This is a genomic window from Mesorhizobium sp. RCAM 06353 (genome assembly GCF_059683585.1).
In genome coordinates this window covers 1,686,519-1,707,551 of the sequence record NZ_CM185031.1, presented here as the reverse complement: position 1 = coordinate 1,707,551, position 21,033 = coordinate 1,686,519, and the positions used below count along the sequence as shown (strand labels likewise).

General features: G+C 63.4%; 19 protein-coding genes and 2 pseudogenes. 7 read left to right on the top strand and 14 right to left on the bottom strand.

The window, feature by feature from the left end; all coding sequences use genetic code 11:
• Positions 1-93: 93 nt before the first annotated feature.
• From AC56QX_RS07980 to AC56QX_RS07955, 6 genes are all read right to left on the bottom strand, one after another.
• Complete coding sequence (locus AC56QX_RS07980; protein WP_488479266.1) at positions 94-441, bottom strand: DUF6867 family protein; 348 nt, start codon at positions 439-441, stop codon at positions 94-96.
• A 110-nt stretch (positions 442-551) separates the two neighbouring features.
• Positions 552-1,280, bottom strand: coding sequence for an ABC transporter ATP-binding protein (locus tag AC56QX_RS07975; RefSeq protein WP_497115045.1), 729 nt, complete (start codon positions 1,278-1,280; stop codon positions 552-554).
• Positions 1,280-2,401 (bottom strand): ABC transporter ATP-binding protein, encoded by a 1,122-nt coding sequence (locus AC56QX_RS07970; protein WP_497115043.1) that lies wholly within the window; start codon positions 2,399-2,401, stop codon positions 1,280-1,282. Before AC56QX_RS07970 ends, AC56QX_RS07975 begins: the two co-directional genes overlap by 1 nt.
• Positions 2,401-3,996, bottom strand: coding sequence for a high-affinity branched-chain amino acid ABC transporter permease LivM (gene livM / locus AC56QX_RS07965; RefSeq protein ID WP_497115041.1), 1,596 nt, complete (start codon positions 3,994-3,996; stop codon positions 2,401-2,403). The genes AC56QX_RS07970 and livM overlap by 1 nt, the downstream gene beginning before the upstream one ends.
• Positions 3,997-4,000: 4 nt before the next feature.
• Positions 4,001-4,903, bottom strand: coding sequence for a branched-chain amino acid ABC transporter permease (locus AC56QX_RS07960; protein ID WP_095201093.1), 903 nt, complete (start codon positions 4,901-4,903; stop codon positions 4,001-4,003).
• A 444-nt stretch (positions 4,904-5,347) separates the two neighbouring features.
• Positions 5,348-5,734: an ectoine synthase gene (locus AC56QX_RS07955; RefSeq protein WP_497115040.1), complete on the bottom strand. Its 387-nt coding sequence runs from the start codon at positions 5,732-5,734 to the stop codon at positions 5,348-5,350.
• A gap of 162 nt (positions 5,735-5,896) precedes the next feature.
• Between AC56QX_RS07955 and AC56QX_RS07950 the strand changes: the two genes are divergently transcribed.
• A complete protein-coding gene (locus tag AC56QX_RS07950; protein ID WP_497115038.1) occupies positions 5,897-6,799 on the top strand; it encodes a LysR substrate-binding domain-containing protein in 903 nt (300 codons plus the stop codon).
• Here AC56QX_RS07950 and AC56QX_RS07945 read toward each other — a convergent pair.
• From AC56QX_RS07945 to AC56QX_RS07935, 3 genes and pseudogenes are all read right to left on the bottom strand, one after another.
• Positions 6,792-7,793, bottom strand: coding sequence for a 4-hydroxyproline epimerase (locus AC56QX_RS07945; protein ID WP_497115036.1), 1,002 nt, complete (start codon positions 7,791-7,793; stop codon positions 6,792-6,794). The two genes, AC56QX_RS07950 and AC56QX_RS07945, sit on opposite strands and share 8 nt — an antisense overlap.
• Positions 7,794-7,827: 34 nt before the next feature.
• Positions 7,828-9,140 (bottom strand): annotated as a pseudogene (locus AC56QX_RS07940) (NAD(P)/FAD-dependent oxidoreductase).
• Between the two features lie 14 nt (positions 9,141-9,154).
• A pseudogene (locus AC56QX_RS07935) lies at positions 9,155-10,091 on the bottom strand (dihydrodipicolinate synthase family protein).
• Between the two features lie 69 nt (positions 10,092-10,160).
• Between AC56QX_RS07935 and AC56QX_RS07930 the strand changes: the two are divergent.
• Positions 10,161-10,853 carry a GntR family transcriptional regulator gene (locus AC56QX_RS07930; protein ID WP_497115035.1) on the top strand — a complete coding sequence of 231 codons (693 nt, stop codon included), beginning with the start codon at positions 10,161-10,163 and terminating at the stop codon, positions 10,851-10,853.
• A 23-nt stretch (positions 10,854-10,876) separates the two neighbouring features.
• On the opposite strand, the gene AC56QX_RS07925 is transcribed toward AC56QX_RS07930, so the two are convergent.
• Both AC56QX_RS07925 and AC56QX_RS07920 read right to left on the bottom strand, forming a co-directional pair.
• Positions 10,877-11,188 carry a hypothetical protein gene (locus tag AC56QX_RS07925; RefSeq protein ID WP_497115033.1) on the bottom strand — a complete coding sequence of 104 codons (312 nt, stop codon included), beginning with the start codon at positions 11,186-11,188 and terminating at the stop codon, positions 10,877-10,879.
• Between the two features lie 228 nt (positions 11,189-11,416).
• The gene (locus AC56QX_RS07920) at positions 11,417-11,740 is read right to left on the bottom strand and encodes a winged helix-turn-helix transcriptional regulator (protein WP_475460241.1); all 324 of its coding nucleotides are present in this window, start codon (positions 11,738-11,740) and stop codon (positions 11,417-11,419) included.
• 145 nt (positions 11,741-11,885) lie between these two features.
• On the opposite strand from AC56QX_RS07920, the gene AC56QX_RS07915 reads away from it, so the two are divergent.
• Positions 11,886-12,215, top strand: coding sequence for a nuclear transport factor 2 family protein (locus AC56QX_RS07915; RefSeq protein WP_497115031.1), 330 nt, complete (start codon positions 11,886-11,888; stop codon positions 12,213-12,215).
• Positions 12,212-13,012 (top strand): SDR family oxidoreductase, encoded by an 801-nt coding sequence (locus AC56QX_RS07910; protein ID WP_497115029.1) that lies wholly within the window; start codon positions 12,212-12,214, stop codon positions 13,010-13,012. The genes AC56QX_RS07915 and AC56QX_RS07910 overlap by 4 nt, the downstream gene beginning before the upstream one ends.
• Before the next feature lie 73 nt (positions 13,013-13,085).
• On the opposite strand, the gene AC56QX_RS07905 is transcribed toward AC56QX_RS07910, so the two are convergent.
• Positions 13,086-14,582, bottom strand: a complete 1,497-nt coding sequence (locus AC56QX_RS07905) for a CoA-acylating methylmalonate-semialdehyde dehydrogenase (protein ID WP_497115027.1) — start codon at positions 14,580-14,582, stop codon at positions 13,086-13,088.
• Positions 14,583-14,742: 160 nt separating this feature from the next.
• Here AC56QX_RS07905 and AC56QX_RS07900 point away from each other — a divergent pair, with 160 nt between their 5' ends.
• The 3 genes from AC56QX_RS07900 to AC56QX_RS07890 all read left to right on the top strand — a co-directional run bounded on the left by AC56QX_RS07900 (position 14,743) and on the right by AC56QX_RS07890 (position 18,371).
• Complete coding sequence (locus tag AC56QX_RS07900; RefSeq protein ID WP_497115025.1) at positions 14,743-15,624, top strand: LysR family transcriptional regulator; 882 nt, start codon at positions 14,743-14,745, stop codon at positions 15,622-15,624.
• Positions 15,625-15,777: 153 nt separating this feature from the next.
• Positions 15,778-16,221, top strand: coding sequence for a phospholipase A2 family protein (locus AC56QX_RS07895; protein WP_497115023.1), 444 nt, complete (start codon positions 15,778-15,780; stop codon positions 16,219-16,221).
• Positions 16,218-18,371: a phospholipase D-like domain-containing protein gene (locus tag AC56QX_RS07890; protein WP_497115021.1), complete on the top strand. Its 2,154-nt coding sequence runs from the start codon at positions 16,218-16,220 to the stop codon at positions 18,369-18,371. Before AC56QX_RS07895 ends, AC56QX_RS07890 begins: the two co-directional genes overlap by 4 nt.
• A gap of 12 nt (positions 18,372-18,383) precedes the next feature.
• Here AC56QX_RS07890 and AC56QX_RS07885 read toward each other — a convergent pair whose 3' ends face one another.
• Together AC56QX_RS07885 and alr are read right to left on the bottom strand one after the other, a co-directional pair.
• Positions 18,384-19,640 carry a D-amino acid dehydrogenase gene (locus AC56QX_RS07885; RefSeq protein WP_497117710.1) on the bottom strand — a complete coding sequence of 419 codons (1,257 nt, stop codon included), beginning with the start codon at positions 19,638-19,640 and terminating at the stop codon, positions 18,384-18,386.
• 91 nt (positions 19,641-19,731) lie between these two features.
• Positions 19,732-20,868, bottom strand: coding sequence for an alanine racemase (gene alr, locus AC56QX_RS07880; protein WP_497115019.1), 1,137 nt, complete (start codon positions 20,866-20,868; stop codon positions 19,732-19,734).
• Between the last annotated feature and the right edge of the window lie 165 nt (positions 20,869-21,033).

Here is a 21,033-nt window from a genome sequence, read left to right as displayed (position 1 = left end):
GCGATGCCCACCCTTATCGCAGAAAGCATAGTTTGCCGATTTTCAGGCACTTGTCACGCCGATTCATCCCTGACGCGGCGTTAATGATGAACGTCAACCTTTCGGTTTCCAGCTCAAGATTGAAGCTCTTTCGTAGAGCCAATTATACTGCGTGACCATCTGGTTGGTTCGTGTGTATTGATAGCCGACAAAACCCAGTATCATCAGCACGATGGTGTCGACGATATAGTAGTGCAGCGAAAACATCGTGCCGCCGAACAGCGCGTGATGGATGAAGCGGATGCCGATGCCGAGCCCGAGCAGATAGGCGAACAGCTGGATGAAGCTGCGCCACGTCTGGGCGCTGGCCTTGCCGGTCATCCAGGCCGCCCAGCCGCCAAGCAGGCAGGTCACGAAGAAGAACTGCCAGATCGAGGGTTCCTCATAGAGAATGCCCTGCATGATGAAGTCTCCTTAGCATGATCCCGAAAAGTTGCAGACTTTTCGGACGAAGGTCATGCGACAAACAAACAACTTGGAACGGAATACCGGATGCACCTTCCGCTCCAAACTCAGTGGTGTCCGCCTTCGAGATAGGCGGCGCGCACTTCCGGATTGGCGAGCAGCTCCTTGCCGGTGCCGCTCATCGTCACATTGCCGTTGACCATGACATAACCGCGCGTGGCGAGCTTCAGCGCGCCGAACGCGTTCTGCTCGACCAGGAACACGGTCAGCCCCTGGGTGCGGTTCAACTCGCGGATGGCATCGAATATCTGCTTGACGATCAGTGGCGCCAGGCCCAGCGATGGTTCGTCGAGCAGAAGCAGCTTGGGTCGCGCCATCAGTGCGCGTCCGATCGACAGCATCTGCTGCTCGCCGCCCGACAGCGTGCCACCGCGCTGGGCGATGCGCTCCTTCAGCCGCGGGAACAGCGCGAATACCCTCTCGACGTCCTCGTCATAGTGCTTGAGGTTGTCCAGGCTGGCGCCCATCTGCAGGTTTTCCATCACCGTCATGCGCGGGAAGATACGGCGACCTTCCGGCGACTGGGCGATGCGCATGCGTGCGATCTCGTGCGTCGGCAACTGGGTAATGTCGGTGCCGGCGAAGGTGATGGTGCCCGCGCGGGCGCGCGGTGCCCCGAAAATGGTCATCATCAGCGTCGATTTGCCGGCGCCGTTGGCGCCGATCAGCGCCACGATCTCACCCTCCTTGACGGTGACATCGACTCCGTTCAGCGCCCGGATATTGCCGTAGTAGGTTTGCACGCCCTTGATGTCGAGCAGCGTTGTCCCGGCCATTATTTACGCCCTCCACGCGGCTTGGCTGTCGAGGCTTTTCCGGACGGCTTGGCCGTGGCCCGCTCGGACGGCTTTCTTGGCAAGTTGGCCTTTGCATCGACCTGCGCCGCCTTCGAAGCACCCTTCGACACTGTGACACGCTCGCCCTCGCTATGCCCGACGGTGTCGCTCACCGGTCCGGCCAGGTATGACGACGATGTCCCCGGGCCATGCGCAGCATCCGGCCCTATGTCGAGCTGCTCGATGACGTCTTCGTCGCCGACTTCGGTCAGCACGGTCTCGACCTCCTCGTCGTCGACGCCGAGATAGGCGGCGATGACGCGCGGATCGGTGCGCACCGACTGCGGGCTGCCGTCGGAGATCTTGCGGCCATATTCCAGAACCACGACATGGTCGGAAATCTGCATGACCACGGACATGTCGTGCTCGATCAGCAGGATTGAGGTGCCTGATGTATTCTTGATGTCGATCAGCAGTTCATTGAGCGCCGCTGATTCCTTCGGATTGAGGCCGGCTGCCGGCTCGTCGAGGCACAGAAGCTCTGGCCCGGTGCACATTGCGCGTGCGATTTCGAGACGCCGCTGTGCGCCATAGGGCAGGTCGCCAGCCGGATCGTCGGCGCGATCGATAAGATCGGCCTTCTCCAGCCAGTGCCTGGCAAGCTCGATCGATTCGGCCGAAGCCTTGCGGTAGCCGCTGAAGCCGAACAGGCCCAGGATCGTATAGCCCGATGCCTTCATCAGCTTGTTGTGTTGAGCGACCAGCAGGTTCTCCAGCAGCGTCATGCCGGAGAAAAGGCGGATGTTCTGGAAGGTGCGCGCCACCTTGGCACGCGCCGGGATCTCATGGTTGGGCAACCGCTCGAGCAGGTAGCTCGTGCCATCGTTCCGGTTGAGCGTGATCATGCCTTCCGACGGCTTGTAGAAGCCGGTGATGCAGTTGAACACGGTGGTCTTGCCGGCGCCATTGGGGCCGATCAGCGCTGTGATCTCGCCGCGCTTGGCGGCGAAGGACAGATCGCCGATGGCGACCAGGCCGCCGAACTTCATCGACAGATGTTGGACCTGGAGGATGGCGTCGTTCATGCCCGGATTGGCTTTCTGAATCGAGTTCGCATTCATCAGCCGTGTCCTTCCTTGGTAAAGGAACCGGAGACGGCCCTTCGCTCCTTGAGGAAGGCGGTCGGTTCACGGCTGCCGACGAAGCCACGCGGCTTCCACAGCATGACGATGACCATGGCCATGCCGAAGAGAAGCATGCGGTAGAGTTCGGGCGTGAAGTCCGGCCCGAATATCTCCTTGAGGAAGTCGAGTTCGCGCAGCGCCTCGGTGCCGCCGATCATCACCATCGCGGCAACTGCAATGCCGACCAGCGAGCCCATGCCGCCAAGAACGACGATCGCCAGGATGATGGCCGATTCCAGGAAGACGAAGGATTCCGGACTGACGAAGCCTTGCCGCGCGGCGAAGAACGAGCCGGCGAAGCCACCGAACATGGCGCCGGTGGCAAAGGCGGTCAGTTTGGTGGTGGTGGTGTTGATGCCGAGCGAGCGACAGGCGATCTCGTCCTCGCGTAAGGCTTCCCATGCACGGCCGACCGGCAGACGGCGCAGCCTGATGGTGACGAAGGCGGTGAGCAGGCACAGACCCAGGATCAGGTAGTAGAGGAAGATCTTGTAGTAGGCGCCCGACTGGGCGATGCCCAGCACCTTGGCGATGTAGTTGGGGTCCGACACGTTGAACGACATCAGGCCGAAGAAGCTGACCTTGGGAATGCCGGAAATGCCGGCCGAACCGTTGGTGACCTCACGCCAGTTGATCAGCACCAGGCGGATGATCTCGCCGAAAGCCAGCGTCACGATCGCCAGATAGTCGCCGCGCAGGCGTAGCACGGGGAAGCCGAGCAGCACCCCCCAGAGAGCGGCCATGGCGCCGGCGGCCGGCAACAGGATCCAGAACGACAGGCCGTATTGCGTGGCAAGCAGCGCATAGGAATAGGCGCCAAGCGCATAGAAGGCGACATAGCCGAGGTCGAGCAGGCCGGCGAGGCCGACGACGATGTTCAAGCCCCAGGCGAGCATCACATAGATCAGGATCTGGATGCCGAAATTGTCGACCCATTTCAGCGACCCCTGGAGCCCGCCGGTGATGGACCAGGCGTTCAGCGACAGCACCGCGACCACGAGGATCGGATACAGCACCAGCGCCGTGATGCCCAATCTGGTGAAGTTGGCATGGATGAAGGCGCGGAAGTAGTAGATCACGCAAGCCAGCACATAGATGATCGCCAGGGCGCGCAGGAATTGCAGATAGCCGGCCGGTTCTGCTCCCACCCATCCGGCGAGCGAGCTGTTGAACACGAACAGCAGCACCGCTACGACAACGGCCGCGACGAACCACGGCAACTGGAAGAATCGTGACGCCACGCTGGCCGGCAACAGGCCGGTGGCAACATTGGTTATCTTCTGGCTGGCCATGAAGGGCTGGCCATAGGCGACATAGAGGAAGCGCCCGACGGCCGTGGCGATCACCACGGCGGCGAGCAGGCCCCAGCGCGTCGTCACGACCAGTTCATTGGACATGTTCTGACCGGTCTTCAGACCGATGAACAGCACGAACAGGCCAAGCGAGATGGCGCCGGCATAGAGCCCTTCCTTGAGGGCGCGTTGGATAGGGGTGGCGACGGTGTCGCGCTCGGGAGATACGGTGACGGCCATGATCTCAGACCTTTTCGACTTCTGGCCGGCCCAGAATGCCGGAAGGCAGGAAGATCAGCACGATCGCCAGGATCGAGAACGCCGCGACGTCCTTGTAGTCGATCGAGAAATACGCCGACCACATGCTCTCGATGAAGCCGATCATCAGCCCGCCAAGCACGGCACCCGGCAGTGAGCCGATGCCGCCGAGCACCGCCGCCGTGAAGGCTTTCACACCAGGTGTGAAGCCGTCGGAGAAGGCAACGACGCCGTAATACATCAGGAACAGCGTGCCGGCGACGGCGGCAAGGGCGGCGCCCATGATGAAGGTGATCGAGATGGTGCGGTCGACATCGATGCCGAGCAGCGCCGCCATCTTGCGGTCCTGTTCGCAGGCGCGCTGGGCGCGGCCAAGCGAGGTCCTGTTGACCAGGTACCAGAACAGCGCCAGCAGCAGCGCGGTGACGATGACGATGATGATCTGCTTCAGCGACACGCTGACGCCGTTGATGCTGTAGACTTGGCTGACCATCGGCGGGATCGGCTTGTTGCGCGGGCCTTGCGTCACCTGGACGAAATTCGACAGCGCGATCGACATGCCGATGGCGGTGATCAGCGGCGCCAGCCGGAACGAACCGCGCAGCGGCCGGTAGGCCACCTTCTCGATCGTCCAATTGTAGAGGCTGGTGAGCAGCATCGCCACGATCATCATGATCAGCAGCGCGATGACCACGGGCACCGAATAAAACAGCGCCGTAAGGATGAGGAAAACGATCAGCGCCGAGAAGGCGCCCACCATGAAGATATCGCCATGGGCGAAGTTGATCATGCCGATGATGCCGTAGACCATCGTGTAGCCGATTGCGATCAGCCCATAGATCGATCCCAGCGTCAGCCCATTGATAAGCTGCTGGACAAAGTACTGCATGTGTACATGGCTCCCCTGGAATGTCGCCCATGCAGACGCATTCCTTTTCGTATTTCCCCTAGTCGTAAAGTTTCGAGCCCGGATTGCAACGTGATTTTTTGACCGCCCCGCGTGTTTCTGATTCACGTCGTTTCGACCGCCCGTTTTTTGCACCCGACCCCTGGACTATCGCGGACCCTATCATTGGCATAACGCAATGTCTTTGACGATTCGGCCGTATCATGCGCCGCGTTTCGAAGAAATCACCGTCAAAATTAGGTGATAAGAAGAATCGTTGCGTTCCTGACACGGTTCGTTTTTTCGCCACACTCCTTTCCCCAAGGTCAGGATTCCTCCTGACCGACCTCAAAGCCATGCTCGAAAGGATCGCGGTCGTCGGTGCGCATCGCATTCAAGCGACTGTGCCTGCCTGGCCGCCGATCGAGGAAAATTGCCCCCTCCGGATCAGTACGCCGACCCCCCGTCCTCGCTCAGCGCATGCCGCTCCGTGCCCTGAAGGGGAGGATTGAAGACACTCACCAGGATCATGTCGCCGGAGGCGTCGGCACGCAGATAATGCTCGTCATGGTCGTCGAGCACATAGATCGTGCCGGGCTCGATGCGATGCACCGCGCCGGACATGTCTTCGACCTCGCCAGCGCCGGCGATGCAGTAGCAGGCCTCGAAATGCCGCCGATACTGCAGTCGCGATTCGCTTCCGGCGCGCACGACGGTGTGGCAGACGGTGAACCCCATGCCGTCCTGCTGCGTCAGCAGTCGGTGGCTGGTGCCATTGCCCCAATCCACGAAGAAGTCAGATTTTTCTACATCAGCCAATTGTCTGGTGAACATGCTTTCTTTCCCTGCCAATACCGTTTGCGGTAGGAGGTTCAAAGATATAGCCGATTTTGATGGTATTTTCGCTGGAAACTCCTAACCGGCCACAGCAATGCCGCAGGATTTCCAGGCGTTCAAATGATTGCTTCTCATCTCATATGTTAGTATATTTGACAGATGGAATATGTCCCGCTGAACGCCATACGCGCTTTCGAGGCTGCTGCGCGGCATTTGAGTTTTTCGGCTGCCGGCGAAGAGCTGCATGTCACGCATCCGGCCATCAGCCACCAGATAAGGCGATTGGAGGAGTGGCTGGGGACGCCTCTTTTCCACCGGGACACACGCAAGGTACGGCTGACGGATGCCGGCGTGATCCTGCAGGCGTCCGCGAGCGGCGCCCTTGCCGAGCTTGGCGCCACATGCCGGCGCATCCGCCGCAACGCGGCATCAGTGACACTGTCCGTAGGCTGCATACCATCCATCGCCAGCCGCTGGCTCGTTCCTCGCCTGCGGGACTTTACCGCCAGTCATCCCGGTATCGGCATGCGGGTCGCTTATGCCAAGGCCGAGGACAGGCTCGGAGATGATGAGAACGACGTGCTGATCACGCTCGGAGCCGATCCGACGCCTGGCGTCACCAGCCTCAAACTGTTTTCACGCCTCAACCGGCCTGTGTGCAGCCCGCATTATCTGGCTGGCAAGGAGTTGCGCACCCCTTCGGGGATCGCCGGCGCGGACCTGTTGCACGACGAGAACCGGCAGGGCTGGAGTGAGTGGTTCTCCGAGGCCGGACTGGCCAATGTCGATGTCGGCAACGGACCCGTCTTCGCCGATTTCAATATCCTCGCAACCGCGGTCATCGCCGGCCACGGCGTCGCGCTTTGTCCCGTCGACGTCTTTCGTGACGAACTGAAGCGCGGCGATCTGGTGGTGCTGTCCGACGTCTCGACCAACCGCGACAAGAGCTATTTTCTGACGATGTCGGTGGATGCCTCATCAGCCGCGCTCACCTTCGCCGACTGGTTTCGCCGTGCGGTCTCGGTCGATGCTGATGATCAGCGGTCCGCCGCTATCACTTGACGACGAAACCATGCGCGAACGGATCGCGGTCGTCGATGAAGATCGTGTTCAGTCCGGTCATGCGTGCCCAGCCGCCGATCGAGGGAATGATCGCCGGCTTGCCCGCGACGGTGACCTCCTTTTCGACCTTACCCTTGAACAGGGAACCGATGATCGATTCATGCACGAAGGCGTCGCCGGCCTTGAGCTTGTCCTTGGCATGAAGCTGCGCCATGCGCGCCGAGGTGCCGGTGCCGCACGGTGAGCGGTCGATCGCCTTGTCGCCATAGAAGACGGCGTTGCGGGCATCGGCCCCCTCCACCGTCGCCTTGCCGGTCCACAGCATATGCGACAGCCGGTTGATGCCGGGGTTTTCCGGATGCACGAAGCTGTATTTCTCGTTCAGCCGCTGCCGCACCACCGGGCTCCAGGCGATGAGGTCGCCGGCGGAATAATCCGCCATGTCGCGATAATTCGCCTGCGGCTCGACGATGGCGTAGAAATTGCCGCCATAGGCGACATCGACGGTGATCTCGCCGAGCCCGGGGCATTCGACCGTCAGGCCTTCTGCATGGAGGAAGGACGGCACGTTGGTGATGCGCACCTCCTCGACATAGTCGCCGACCTGTTTGTACTCGGCGATGACCAGGCCTGCCGGCGTGTCGAGCCTCAGCACACCTGGCGTCTTCGGCTTGATCAGCCCGTGCTCGATGGCCATCGTCACCGTGCCGATGGTGCCATGGCCGCACATCGGCAGGCAGCCGGAGGTCTCGATGAACAGGATGGCGATGTCGCAATCCTCGCGCGTCGGCGGATAGAGGATCGAACCCGACATCACGTCATGGCCGCGCGGCTCGAACATCAGGCCGGTGCGGATCCAGTCATACTCGGCGAGGAAATGCGCGCGCCGCTCCATCATCGTCGAGCCCTCAAGCAGCGGGCCGCCGCCGGCGACCAGACGCACCGGATTGCCGCACGTGTGGCCGTCGATGCAGAAGAAGGATTTCTTGGCCATGTCGTTCCTCGAAAAATTCAAAACCGCGATGAACTCAAAAACGTTGTGGACTGAAAGGGTTCAGATCAACAGGCGGAGTCTGCCCCAGGATGATTTCCCGGATCAACCGTCCGGTTGCCGCCGCCTGGGTCAGGCCGAGATGGCCGTGGCCGAAAGCATAGACCACCGGCCGGCTTCCCGACGCCTTGCCGATGACAGGCACCGAATCCGGCAGCGAAGGCCTGTACCCCATCCATTCGCGCCCGCCCGAGGGATTGAGCCCCGGCAGGAATTTCTGCGCCTTCTGCAGCAGCGCCTTCGACCTGGCATAATTGGGCGGCCGCTCGATGCCGCCGAGTTCAACGGCGCCGCCGACGCGCAGGCCCGTCTCCAGCGGCGTGATGACGAAGCCATGGCCGGAGAAGATCAGCTGCCGCTTCACGTCGAAGGCGCTCTTGGGCAAGGTCGTGTTGTAGCCGCGCTCGGTCTCCAGCGGAATGCGGTCGCCAAGCTGCCGCGCCAGAAGGTGCGACCAGGCGCCGGCGGCGACGACGAGCTGCCTCGCCTGCCTGGTCGTGCCATCTGCCAGTGTCAGTGTCGCGCCGTTCTGGTCCGCCGCGACCCGGTCGATGCGGGCCATTTCAAAGCGGGCGCCCTTGGCCTCGGCGTAAGCCCACACCGCCTTGCCGAGCAGCTTTGGATCGGCGATCGTCTTCCAGCCCGGCACGAAGGTGCCCTTGATGAAGCGCGGCGACAGGCCCGGCTGCAAGCCCGCCAGGCTCTCGCCCTCTGCATGGCGAAAGCCGATACCGAAGCGTTCGCGCGCGGCCCAACCCGGCAGCGCGGCGCGAAACTCGGCCTCGCTCTCGTAGAGTTCGAGCGAGCCGTCCTCGCGCAGCATCGGCCGCGCGCCGGAGCGATCGAGCAGACCCATCCATTCCGCTTCGGCGAGCTTCATCATGCCGGCCTGGGCGGCGAGGCTGGCCTCGTATTTTTCCGGCGCGCCGGCGCGCCAGAAGCGGATCAGCCAGGGCACGAGCTTCGGCAGGTAGGTCGGTGGAATGCTGAGCGGGCCGAGCGGATCGGCCAGCCATTTCGGCAGGTTCTTGATCATGCCCTTATGCGCCAGCGGCAGCACGTCGGAGAAGGCAAAGGCTGCCGCATTGCCAGAACTCGTCTCCTCGCAGATGCCGGTGCGGTCAAAGACCGTGACATCCAGCCCTGCCTCGGCAAGGAACGCCGCCGCGCAGATGCCGATGATGCCACCGCCGATGATGGCGACGTCCTCGCCTTCCCCCGTGAACGGGGAGAAGGTGCCCCAGTGGCGGAGCGTTGCTCCTGTTCCGGGGATTTGGAATTTCCTGGCACGTCGGTGCTGTCCCTTATTCGGCTGCCACCAGTCTGTCCGCCGATAGAGGAGACGTCTGCAGCGGCGGCAGCTTCGGCCGCACCGCCAGCGCATCCCTTATGATCTTCTCCACCGCTTTGCGGCGCTCGCCCGACAGGGGCTGACGCGGCATGCGCACGCGGTCATTGGTATCGATTGCCAGCACTTCGGCAAGCTTGATGTTTTGGACCAGATAGGTCGAGACATCGAGATCGAGCAGCGGCCGGAACCAGCGGTAGATGGCGAGCGCCTCCTCGCGGCGGCCCCGCTTCATCAACTGGTAGATGGCGACGGTCTCGCGCGGGAAGGCGGTGACGAGGCCGGCCACCCAGCCGATGGCGCCGACCGACAGCGCCTCGAAGGCGAGATTGTCGACACCGGTGAAGAGGTCGTAGCGGTCGCCCAGCCGGTTGATGATCTCGGTCGAGCGCCTGATGTCGTCGGAGGATTCTTTGATGGCCACGAAGCGCTTGTCCGATGCCAACTCCTCCATCTGGTCGACGGTGACGTCGACGCGGTAGGCGAGCCGGTTGGAGTAGATCATGACCGGCAGGTCGCCAGCCTCGGCGACCGCGCGAAGTGCGGCGACCGTCTCCTCCGCGTTGGTGTGGTAGATCGGGCTCGGCACCACCATCAGGCCATTGGCGCCTTCCTTGGCGGCGCGCACTGGCGATGCTGGCGGCCTCGCGGGTGCCCGCCTCGTTGACCGTCATCAGCACCGGCTTCTTGCCGGCGACTTTCTGTGCGGTCTTCAGCACTTCGATCTTCTCGTCGGGCGACAGCATCGGCCCTTCGCCGAGCGAGCCGCAGACGATGATGCCGTCGCAACCCGCCTCCATCTGCAGGTTGAAACAGCGCTCCATCTCGGCATGGTCGAGCCGATCGTCGGCGGTGAATTTGGTCGTGACGGCGGGGAAAACTCCAGTCCACATGGTCATTGCTCCATCTGATATATCAGTCGTATATCTGTCAGGAAACCCGCTGTCAATGCGAAATCTGTTATGATATATACAAGATATATCAGGAGACCGCCTTTGATATCCACTGAAGCAGCCATGACGTCCGAGCCGGCGGCGGCCAAGGCTTACCGCGTGCTCGAGCATATGATCGTCACGCTGGAGCTGGCGCCGTCGAGCTTTGTCACCGAAGGGGCGCTCATCGAAAAGCTGGCGCTCGGCCGCACGCCGGTGCGCGAGGCGATCCAGCGGCTGGCCTGGGAAGGGCTGCTGGATGTGCGGCCACGCGCCGGCATCGCGATCGCGCCGCTGCATCCCGGCGACTGGCTGCGCGTGCTCGACGCCCGGCGCGGTGTCGAGGTGGTGCTTGCCCGTTCGGCCGCCCGCTTCGTCACCCGCGAGGCCGCCGACCTGTTTCACGAGGCAGCGCTGGCCATGCAGAAGGCGGTCATCTCGGGCAATGTGCTTGCCTTCATCCAGGCCGACAAGGCGCTCGACGAGGCCCTGGCGCTGGCCGCAGACAACCCGTTCGCCGCCCGGCTGGCCGCTCCCTTGCAGACCCACAGCCGCCGCTTCTGGTTCCGCTACAAGGCGGATACGGGCCTCGCCGAGTCAGCCGAGCATCACGTCGCGCTGATCCGCTCGATCCTCGACGGCGACGAGGAGGCGGCCGCCAAGGACGCCAAGCGGCTGATGGCGCTGCTGCGCGGCCACGCCGAGGTTGCCGCGACGCGCTGACCGGCGATCAGATCCCTTGCCGATTAGATCCCTTGCGCCGTGGTGATGGCGGTATTCTCCCACCCGTCACCGGTCGCGAAAATGCAGCTTCGGCCCTGCACATCGGTCACCAGCATCGACCAGGTCCCACTTGCCGAAACATAGACCTCGACAATGGCGGCCTGACCAACCACACCGTAGCCCATCTGCTTTTGTTGCAGGGCCTTTGCCAACGCCGCAACAAGGTCACTGTGGCCGCCGCAGATGAACTGCGCCTGTGCCGATAGCGTCGACAGCGCCAGCGCTGCGCCGATCGCGGCTATCCTGATCCATCGAAACGAAAATTTGTGTGCCATTTGGCACCTCCTTCGCCTTCGCGTTCCGGCAAAGGGAGGCACATAGGCAGCCTCAATACACCGAAACGCTCCAGGCCGGGTTCGACGTCGTCATCACGTCACTCCTTCTGGTTTCCGGTCTGTCGTCAGGGAACTTTATCATTCCCTGGAATCGATATGGTGAGGCCCCGATCTGAAAACAAGCGCCATTTCGGCCCTTGCGGCGCGTTGCCGGAACGACGATCGGCGTCAGGTTTTCGAGGGTTCACGGAGTGCCGCCCATTTCAGCAAAGCGTCGAGAGCCGGGCACAGCGCCTGCCCCCAATCGGTCAGGCAATACTCGACCTTGGGCGGCACCTGATGATGCACGATACGGCGCACGATACCGTCGGCTTCCATCTGTCGCAGCTGCTGGATCAGCATTTTCTGCGAGATCGCCGGGATAGCCCGTTCGAGATCGGAAAAGCGCAGCACCTTGCCGCCGAAAAGGTGGAAAAGGATCACCAGTTTCCAGCGTCCTTCGAGGATGCGCAGCACATTCTCGACGCCGCTTGCCGCGGACAATGGCGTCAGCGTATCGGGCTTGCTTTCAGACCCAACCTTACTTTCAGGTAAGTACCTTACTTTTTCGTCGGTTCTTGTCATTTCACCAGCATATCGCATTTTAGAAGCCGGACAAGCGCCGCCAGCCGGCGGCAACCCGCACCGGAGACAGGCCATGACAATAGAACTACCTCAGCCGCTGGCGGATTATTTTGCCGCCAAGAATCGCCACGATATCGACCATATGCTCATCCCTTTCGCTTCGGACGCCAAGGTCCGGGACGAAGGCAAGACGCATCAGGGATCAGCCGCCATCCGCGACTGGATGGAGGCAACCACACGCAAATACCGGGTGACCGTCGAGGTCGCCGACGCGACCGTCAATGGCGATACATGGCGGATCGCCGGCATCGTGTCGGGGAATTTCCCGGGCAGCCCTGCGACGCTCCACTACGTCTTCACCCTGGCCGAGGACCGGATCACGCGACTGGAGATCGGCGCATGACCATCGTTCGGAAATTTGCGGTCGACGACCGGGAATTTGCCGGCAAGCGCATTCTGGTCACCGGCGGCACCAAGGGCGCCGGCGAAGCCATCGTTGCCAGGCTCTCGGCGGCTGGCGCGGTCGTTCTCACAACCGCCCGCTCGGCGACCGAAGCATGCCAGCCGAACCTGTTCGTGCAGGCCGATGTGAGTACTTTGGCGGGCACCGAGACAGTGGCCGCGGCCATCATGGAACAGCTTGGTGGCATCGACATCATCGTTCACAGCGTCGGCGGGTCAAAAAGCCCCGGCGGCGGATTTGCCGGACTGACCGATCAGCTCTGGCAGGACGAGCTCAGCCTCAACCTGCTGGCGGCGGTGCGGCTCGATCGCCTGCTTGTCCCGCATATGATCGACCAAGGCGCCGGCGCGATCGTCCACATATCGTCGATCCAGCGCCGCCTGCCGCTGCACGAATCCACGATCGCCTATGCGGCCGCCAAGGCCGCCCTATCGACATACAGCAAGGCACTGTCCAAGGAGCTCGGCCCGAAAGGCATCCGTGTCAACTCAGTGGCACCGGGCTGGATCCACACCAGCGCATCAGAAGCCATGGTGAAGCGGCTGGCCGCCCATTCCGGTTCGGACGAAGAAGCCGCCCGCCAGGGCATCATGGATGCGCTGGGCGGCATCCCGATCGGCCGGCCGGCATGGCCGCAGGAGGTTGCGGAACTTGTGGCTTTCCTTGTCTCGGACCGCGCCTCGGCGATCCACGGCGCCGAATACGTCATCGACGGCGGCACAATTCCGACGGTGTGACGAGGCAAGCGACCGACAAAAACAAAAAAGAGGCGGGATGACCCGCCTCTTCTCATTTTAGAACGTTTCCCGATCAGTTCATCGTCGGGATGACGAATTCCGCACCGTCCTTGATGCCGGACGGCCAGCGCGAGGTCACCGTCTTGGTCTTGGTGTAGAAGCGGAAGGCGTCAGGGCCGTGCTGATTGAGGTCGCCGAAGGACGACGCCTTCCAGCCGCCGAAGGTGTAATAGGCGATCGGAACCGGGATCGGCACGTTGATGCCGACCATACCGACCTGGACACGGCTTGCGAAGTCCCGCGCGGCATCGCCGTCGCGGGTGAAGATGGCGACGCCATTGCCCATTTCGTGGTCGTTGGCGAGCTTGATCGCGCTCTCATAGGTCGGTGCGCGCACCACCGAGAGCACCGGCCCAAAGATCTCTTCCTTGTAGATGCGCATGTCCGCCGTCACATTGTCGAACAGGCAACCACCCATATAGTAGCCATCCTCATAGCCCTGCATCTTGAAGCCGCGGCCGTCGACGACGAGCTTGGCGCCTTCCTTGACACCGGTGTCGACATAGCCCTTCACGCGCTCCAGCGCCTGCGCCGTCACCAGCGGGCCGAAATCGGCGCCCGAATCCGTCGACGGGCCGACCTTCAGGCTCTCGACGCGCGGGACCAGCTTTTCCATTAGCCGGTTGGCGGTGTCGTTGCCGACCGGCACAGCCACCGAGATCGCCATGCAGCGCTCGCCGGCCGAGCCGTAGCCGGCGCCGATCAGCGCGTCGACGGTCTGGTCCATGTCGGCGTCGGGCATGATGATCATGTGGTTCTTGGCGCCGCCGAAGCACTGCACGCGCTTTCCCGCTGCGGTACCGCGCGAATAGATGTAGTGGGCGATCGGCGTCGACCCGACAAAGCCGATGGCCTTGATGTCCGGATCGTCGAGGATGGCATCGACCACATCCTTGTCGCCATTGACGACGTTGAGGATGCCTGCCGGCAGGCCGGCCTCGAGGAACAGTTCGGCGATGCGTAGCGGCACGCCCGGGTCGCGCTCCGACGGCTTCAGGATGAAGGCATTGCCGCAGGCGATCGCCGGCGCGATCTTCCACAGCGGGATCATCGCCGGGAAGTTGAATGGGGTGATGCCGGCGACGACGCCGAGCGGCTGGCGCATCGAATAGACGTCGATGCCGGGGCCGGCGCCATCGGTGAACTCGCCCTTCATCATATGCGGCGCGCCGATGCAGACTTCGACCACTTCGAGGCCGCGCTGGATGTCGCCCTTTGCGTCGGCGATCGTCTTGCCGTGCTCGCGCGCCAGGATGTCGGCCAGTTCGTCATAGTCGCGGGCGACCAGTTCGAGGAATTTCATCAAGACGCGCACGCGGCGCTGCGGGTTGGTGGCGGCCCATTTCGGCTGCGCCGCCTTGGCGTTCTCGACCGCCGCGCGCAGTTCCGCCTGCGAAGCCAGCGCCACCGTGCCGCGCACCGAGCCGTCCATCGGCTGCATGACGTCCTGCTTGCGGCCGCTGGTGCCGGCGACATGCTTGCCGCCGATGAAATGACCGTATTCGATCATGAGGTCTCTCCCTTGTTTGTGATGCCGCATTGTCTGCCTTTGCAGGAGCGATGGCAACGCGAGGGAGAACGCAACCGTTGTGCGTAAATTAGATATCGATTGACGGGCGAGCATCAATTCCCGCAAATAGCGGGTCATAAGCTATCTCCTGGGGATGCCCATGAACTGGGATGACGTCCGCATCTTCCTCGCCGTTGCCCGCGCCGGTCAGATCCTCGGCGCCGCCAAACGGCTGGAGCTCAACCACGCCACCGTCTCGCGCCGTATCGCCGCACTCGAAGACGCGCTGCGCACGAAACTCTTTCGCCGGCTGACCACCGGCAGCGAATTGACGCCCGCCGGCGAGCGCTTCCTCGACATTGCCGAGCGCATGGAAGGCGACATGATCGCCGCGCGTTCGACCATATCGGGCGAAGGCGACGATATCGCCGGCACCGTGCGCATCGGCGCACCTGACGGTTTTGGCGTCGCCTTCCTGGCCCGGCGTCTCGGCGAACTGACGGCGCTGCATCGCGAATTGACGATCCAGCTCGTGCCGGTGCCACGCTCCTTCTCGCTGTCCCGGCGCGAAGCCGACATCGCCATCACCGTCGAGCGGCCGTCCGAGGGCCGGCTGGTGGCGGGAAAGCTGGTCGACTATTCGCTCGGCCTGTTTGCGTCGCGTGCCTACGCCGATGCCAATGGTCTGCCCAAAACAGCGGCCGAACTCGGCCAGCACACCCTCGTCGGCTATGTGCCTGACCTGATCGTCAGCCCCTCGCTCGACTATGCCTCTGAATTCAGCGCCGACTGGCGCACCAGCTTCGCCATTTCCTCGGCGCTCGGCCAGGCCGAAGCGGTGCGCTCGGGCGCCGGCATCGGCATCCTGCACACCTTCGTCGCCCGCTCGATGCCGGAGCTGGTCGCCGTCGATGTGGTGGCGCCCATCCGCCGCGCCTACTGGCTGGTCTATCACGAATCGGTCAGGCCGCTGCGCCGGGTCCAGATCGTCGCCGGCTTCATCACCAAAGCGGTGGAGCGGGAAAGAAGCCTTTTCCTGTAGAATAGAAGCGCCGCGACAATAACACGGACGGGCCAGACACGCCGCCTTTTCCTTGCCACAAAACCGGGCAGTGTGGCATCAGGCATGCGGTCGTCGGCCACGCGGCGAGGCCGCCCGGTGGGGAAATCGTTCAGAAAGCTGGCGCGGATAGACATGCGAGCCGTTCTTGCCATCCTGCCGCTGCTGTTCGTGTCTGCCTGCGCCAACCCATGGACCAAAGTGCCTGAAGCCGAATTGCCCAAGCCGATCCGTTACGCCATGGCGCGCCCCTCGCCCTTCGTCATCGGTAACTACTGCGGTCCCGGCACCCGCACCGGCGATCTGTCGGCCCGACCGGTCGACCGGCTTGACGCGGTGTGCCAGGCCCATGACGCCTGCTATATCGCCCGTCACAATCATTGCGACTGCGACGGCGCGCTCGTCGCCTCGGCCAGGGCAATACGCGACGACAAGACGGCGCCCCGCAAGATGCGCGACGAGGCGGAGCTGCTGATCGCTACCTTCGCTATTCCCGTCTGCAAGGTATTTCCACAGGGCTTCATGCCGCCGCGCGATCCGGCGCAGTTGACCGCCATGAAGGCCGGAGCCGCCGGTTGAACCGCCGCGCATCCATCATCCTTGCCCTCATCGGGCTGGCCGCCCTTGCCGGTTGTACCGGCACAGGCCGCAATGCCTGCGACCTCCTGCCGGGACAGGAAGCCTGCGCGCGGCCCTCTCTGTCGGCAGGCACGCCCGGGCCGCAGGTCGCGGCGTCGCAGTTTTTCGGCGATGCCGGCGCCAGCGACTACGAAAGACGCTTCCTGGCGCTGCTCGCCCACAACCAACTCGGCGCCATGGATCGCGCCAACGGCACCGGCCCATTCGGGCGCAACCGCCGCGACGTGCAGAACAGTGACTTCCAGGCGACCTATTCGACGCTGCAGCAACTGGCAGGACCGGTCGCCAAGCCACATCTGCCGCCGGCCAATGGCGGCAGCGGCGAGGGCCATTTCGAAGGCCGCTGGCGGGTGTCGCGGCAGACGCTTTACATCGATGCGGCTGCGCGGCCCTCGGCCCCCAAGACTTTCGATTTCTCGGGTCTGCAGGCACGCAGCACCGAGATTGTCCTGCGCCAGGCCGGCCAGCAGCCCGCCGACATCGAGGCCACCTGCGACGGTCCTCTGGCGATCCGCGCCGCCGGCGCCTCACGCACCATCGCCGCCGGCGCGGCGTTCCGCTTTCGCCTGTCGGGCGAAGACGACACGGTCAGCCTGTTTCCAAGCGACAGCCTGAACCGCTGCACGGCGAGGATCCGTTCCAGCCTTGCGCCGGCCGGCGCGTCGCTCACCATCCGGCGCGAAGAGATCGCGGATCCGGCACTCGCCAGCTTCGACAGCCGCTACCAGCGCTGCCCGGTCCCCAACAGCACCGGCCTCGACGCGCTTGAGCGCGCTTTCTATGCCAGCCGCTGGCTGTCGCAGACCTGCGCCCTGCCGATCGGCGCGCCCAGGCTGCTGCGCAAGTCGCGCGACGGGTTCAACGCCAAGGTCGAGGCGCTGATGGGCGCGCCGCTGTCCGATGCGGCAATAGACAAGGGCGATCCGGAATTGCCGCTGGATTTCTCCAGGGCGCCAAGGCTGAAGCTGATCTATCTGTCCTCGCTCGAATTCAAGGCCGACTTCTCCGGCCGGATCATCGAACGGCTGATCCGCCATCATGCAGCGCTTGGCACCACGGTGCGCATCATGGTCACCGACGTGCTGGAGCGCGAGAAGGACGATGCCATGCTGCACCGGCTGGCGGCGGAGTTTCCCAATGTCGAATTGCAGGAATATCGCTGGCGCGCCGATCATGGCGCGCCGATCGACGAGCAGATCTCACAATTGCACAAGGTCCTTCACATCAAGATGCTGGCGACGCTGGCTGAGGACCCCGCGCGCTCGCGCGTCATCATCGGCGGACGCAACATCCATGACGGCTTCCTGTTCCATCAGCCGATCGACCTGTCGCGCTATCCGGACCTGCAGCAATACGGCAAGACCGACGGGCTTTCGCTGAACTACTATTCGAACTGGAGCGACTTCGACATCGAGTTCGCCGACAAGGCGACGGTCGAGACACTCGCCGCGCATCTGTCGACGATATGGTTGCGCGACGCCGACACCAATCTGGCGCGCCCCTTCTCCATCCCAGCCTACGGGGATGGCCGCCCCCGAGGCAACGCCCGGCATTTCATCTCCGTGCCTTACGAAGACGACCATGCGCTGGAGGCCTATTTCGTCGAGCTGGTCGACGCCGCCCAGCGCCATATCCAGATCGTCAATCCCTACCTCAATCTGACGCCGAGCCTCGCCCAGGCCGTTGACCGGGCGCTCGCGCGCGGCGTCAAGATCGACATCGTCGGCCGCATCGATCTCAAGGGCGATATTGGCGGCAGGTTCCTCACGGCGCTCAACAAGCTGTTCGTCGAGAAATATGGCGACCGCATCAACATCCGCGAGTTCAAGGCGCCTGACGTGGTGCTGCATTCCAAGATCATGATGATCGACGAGAGGCTGGTCGCCATCTCCTCGGTCAACCTCAACAACCGCAGCTTCTTCCACGATTCGGAGAATGGCATGATGGTGCTCGATCCCGCCTTCTACGTCAGGATGAAGCCGGTTTATGACGACTATCTCGCCCACTCGAACCCGGTTTCCACCAACGTGACGATCCCGTGGGCCTACCGGCTGCTGTTCGACGAGGCCTGGGTCAGGCAGGCGTTCTGACCCCAGCGCTGCCTATTTCAGGTAGCGTTCCTGCGCCAGGGCACGGGCATCGATATCGGGCACCTTGTTCGACATGATGTCGGCCAGCACCTTGGCCGAGCCGCAGGCCATGGTCCAGCCGAGCGTGCCATGGCCGGTGTTGAGGAAGAGATTGGAAAGCTCGGTGCGGCCGATAAGCGGCGGGCCATCCGGCGTCATCGGCCGCAGTCCGCACCAGAAGGTCGCCTCGCGCATGGCGCCGGCGCCCGCAAAGAGATCGCCGACCGAATGTTCGAGCGTGCGGCGCCGCGATTCGTGCAGCCTGAGGTCGAAGCCGGAAATCTCGGCCGTGCCGCCGACGCGGATGCGGTCGCCCAGCCGGGTGATCGCCACCTTGTAGGTTTCATCCATCACGGTCGACACCGGCGCCAAGGCGGCGTCCTTGATCGGCACGGTGATCGAATAGCCTTTGACCGGATAGACCGGGATCGACCGCTTCATCCGGCGCATGAAGCCCGCCGAATAGCTGCCCAGCGCCATCACATAGGCCTCGGAGGCCTTGAAACCCTTACTGGTGCTGATGTTGGAAATGCGGTTGCGGCTGCGGATGACGCGCCAGATCGTCGTGTCGTATTCGAACTTCACGCCACGCGCGACGCAGAGCTCGGCCAGTTTCTCGGTGAAGATCTTGCAGTCGCCGGTCTCATCATGCGGCAGCCTGAGGCCGCCGACGAACTTCTCGCGCACGCCGCCCAGCCCCGGCTCCGCCGCGATGCAGCCGTCCTGGTCGAGGATCTCGTAGGGCACGCCATATTTCTTCAGCACCTCGACATCGCCACCGGTGCCATCGAGCTGCTTTTGCGTGCGAAACAGCTGCAGCGTGCCCTGGGTGCGCTCGTCATAGGTGATGCCGGTCGTCTCGCGCAGCGCCTTCAGCGTGTCGCGGCTGTATTCGGCCAGCGGCACCATGCGCGACTTGTTGATGGCGTAACGCTCGGCCGTGCAGTTGCGCAGCATCTTGACCAGCCACGTCCACATATGCGGATCGAAAGCCGGCCGCACCACCAGCGGGCCATGCTTCATCAACAGCCATTTGATCGCCTTCAGCGGAATGCCGGGTCCGGCCCAGGGCGAGGCATAGCCGGGCGAAATCTCGCCGGCATTGGCGAAGCTGGTTTCCAGCGCCGGGCCTTTCTGGCGGTCGAGCACCGTCACCTCGTGGCCGGCCTCGGCGAGATAGTAGGCCGTGGTCACCCCGATGACGCCACCGCCCAGCACCATGATCTTCATCGCATCACGCTCCACACCGCCACTGCCACCGGGCATGCCATTCCCTGTCTGCCGGATTTTGCGGCGCCCGCCAAGAGGCTGGCCCCAAGGGTTACTCGTTGACGTAGCGCCGGTGAAAGCGCGGCCCGAGACTGGCCAGGATTTCATAGCCGATGGTGCCGGCATGGCCGGCGGCATCGTCGACGCTCTGCGAAGGACCGAGCAGTTCGACCAGATCGCCCTCGCGCAGTTTGCCGGACGGCAGGGCGGAAACGTCGAGAATGATCGAATCCATCGACACACGCCCGAGAAAAGGCAGGCGCACCCCCTCGAACCACGCCGCCGAAGCGGAGCGGCGCAGCCAGCCATCCGCATAGCCGAACGAGATCGTCGCCAGGCTCAGCGGGCCTTCCGCGTGGTAGGTGTGGCCGTAGCCGATGCCGGTGCCCTCTTCGACACGGCGCGTCTGCGCCACCTTGGCTTGCAGCCGCACGACAGGCAGCATTGGATTGGGTTCGCCGGGCGTCGGGTTGATGCCGTAAAGCGCCGCCCCTGGCCTGGCGAGGTCGTAGTGGTAGGGCTGCCCAAGAAAAATGCCGGAAGAGTTGGCGAGCGAGGCGGGCGCCTCGGGCAGCATGGCGCGCAGCCGCTCGAACGCCAGTCGCTGCTGCTCATTGGCCGGATGGCGCGGCTCGTCGGCGCAGGCCAGATGGCTCATGGCATATCTGACGTCGATGCCATCGAACGCGCTGGCATCCCCGGCCAGTGCCTCGACCTCGGCGGGCGCCAAGCCAAACCGCGACATGCCGCTGTCGACCTGGACGGCAGCCGCCAAATCGCGGCTGGCGCTGCGTGCTGCCTCACGCCAAGCCTTCAGCTGCGCGCCACTGCTGATGACCGCGCAGAGATCAGCCGCCACCGCTTCCCGTTCGGAGCCCGGCGGCAGCCCGTTCAGCACGTAAATGTCGGGTCCAGCCCCGATCGCCTTGCGCAGCTTGATGCCTTCGGCCAGCAGCGCGACGAAGAAGATGTCGCAGCCTTCCCGCATCAGCGCCGATGCCACTTGGGCGGCACCGAGGCCGTAGCCGTTGGCCTTGACCACCCCGGCGCAGCGCACGCCCCCCAACCGCATCTTCAGTCGGCGGTAGTTTTCACGGATCGCACCAAGGTCGATGGTGAGGATGGCCCCAGCAGCCGCCTCGCTTGTGGCGGCATCCTCGGGCGATGACCTCTTGGGGGCGTCGTGCATGGCGACCCTTATTGTGGCGGATAGACATCAATAGGGCCGTCGGGCCGGCGCGGCAACCGCGATCGTTTCAGAGGCCGCCGCTCGCCCTGCTATCTCTTTGTTTTAACGCAATTCCCTAGGGAAAGCGCTACGCGCTTTTCCCGGGAAAACCGCTCACACCTTTCC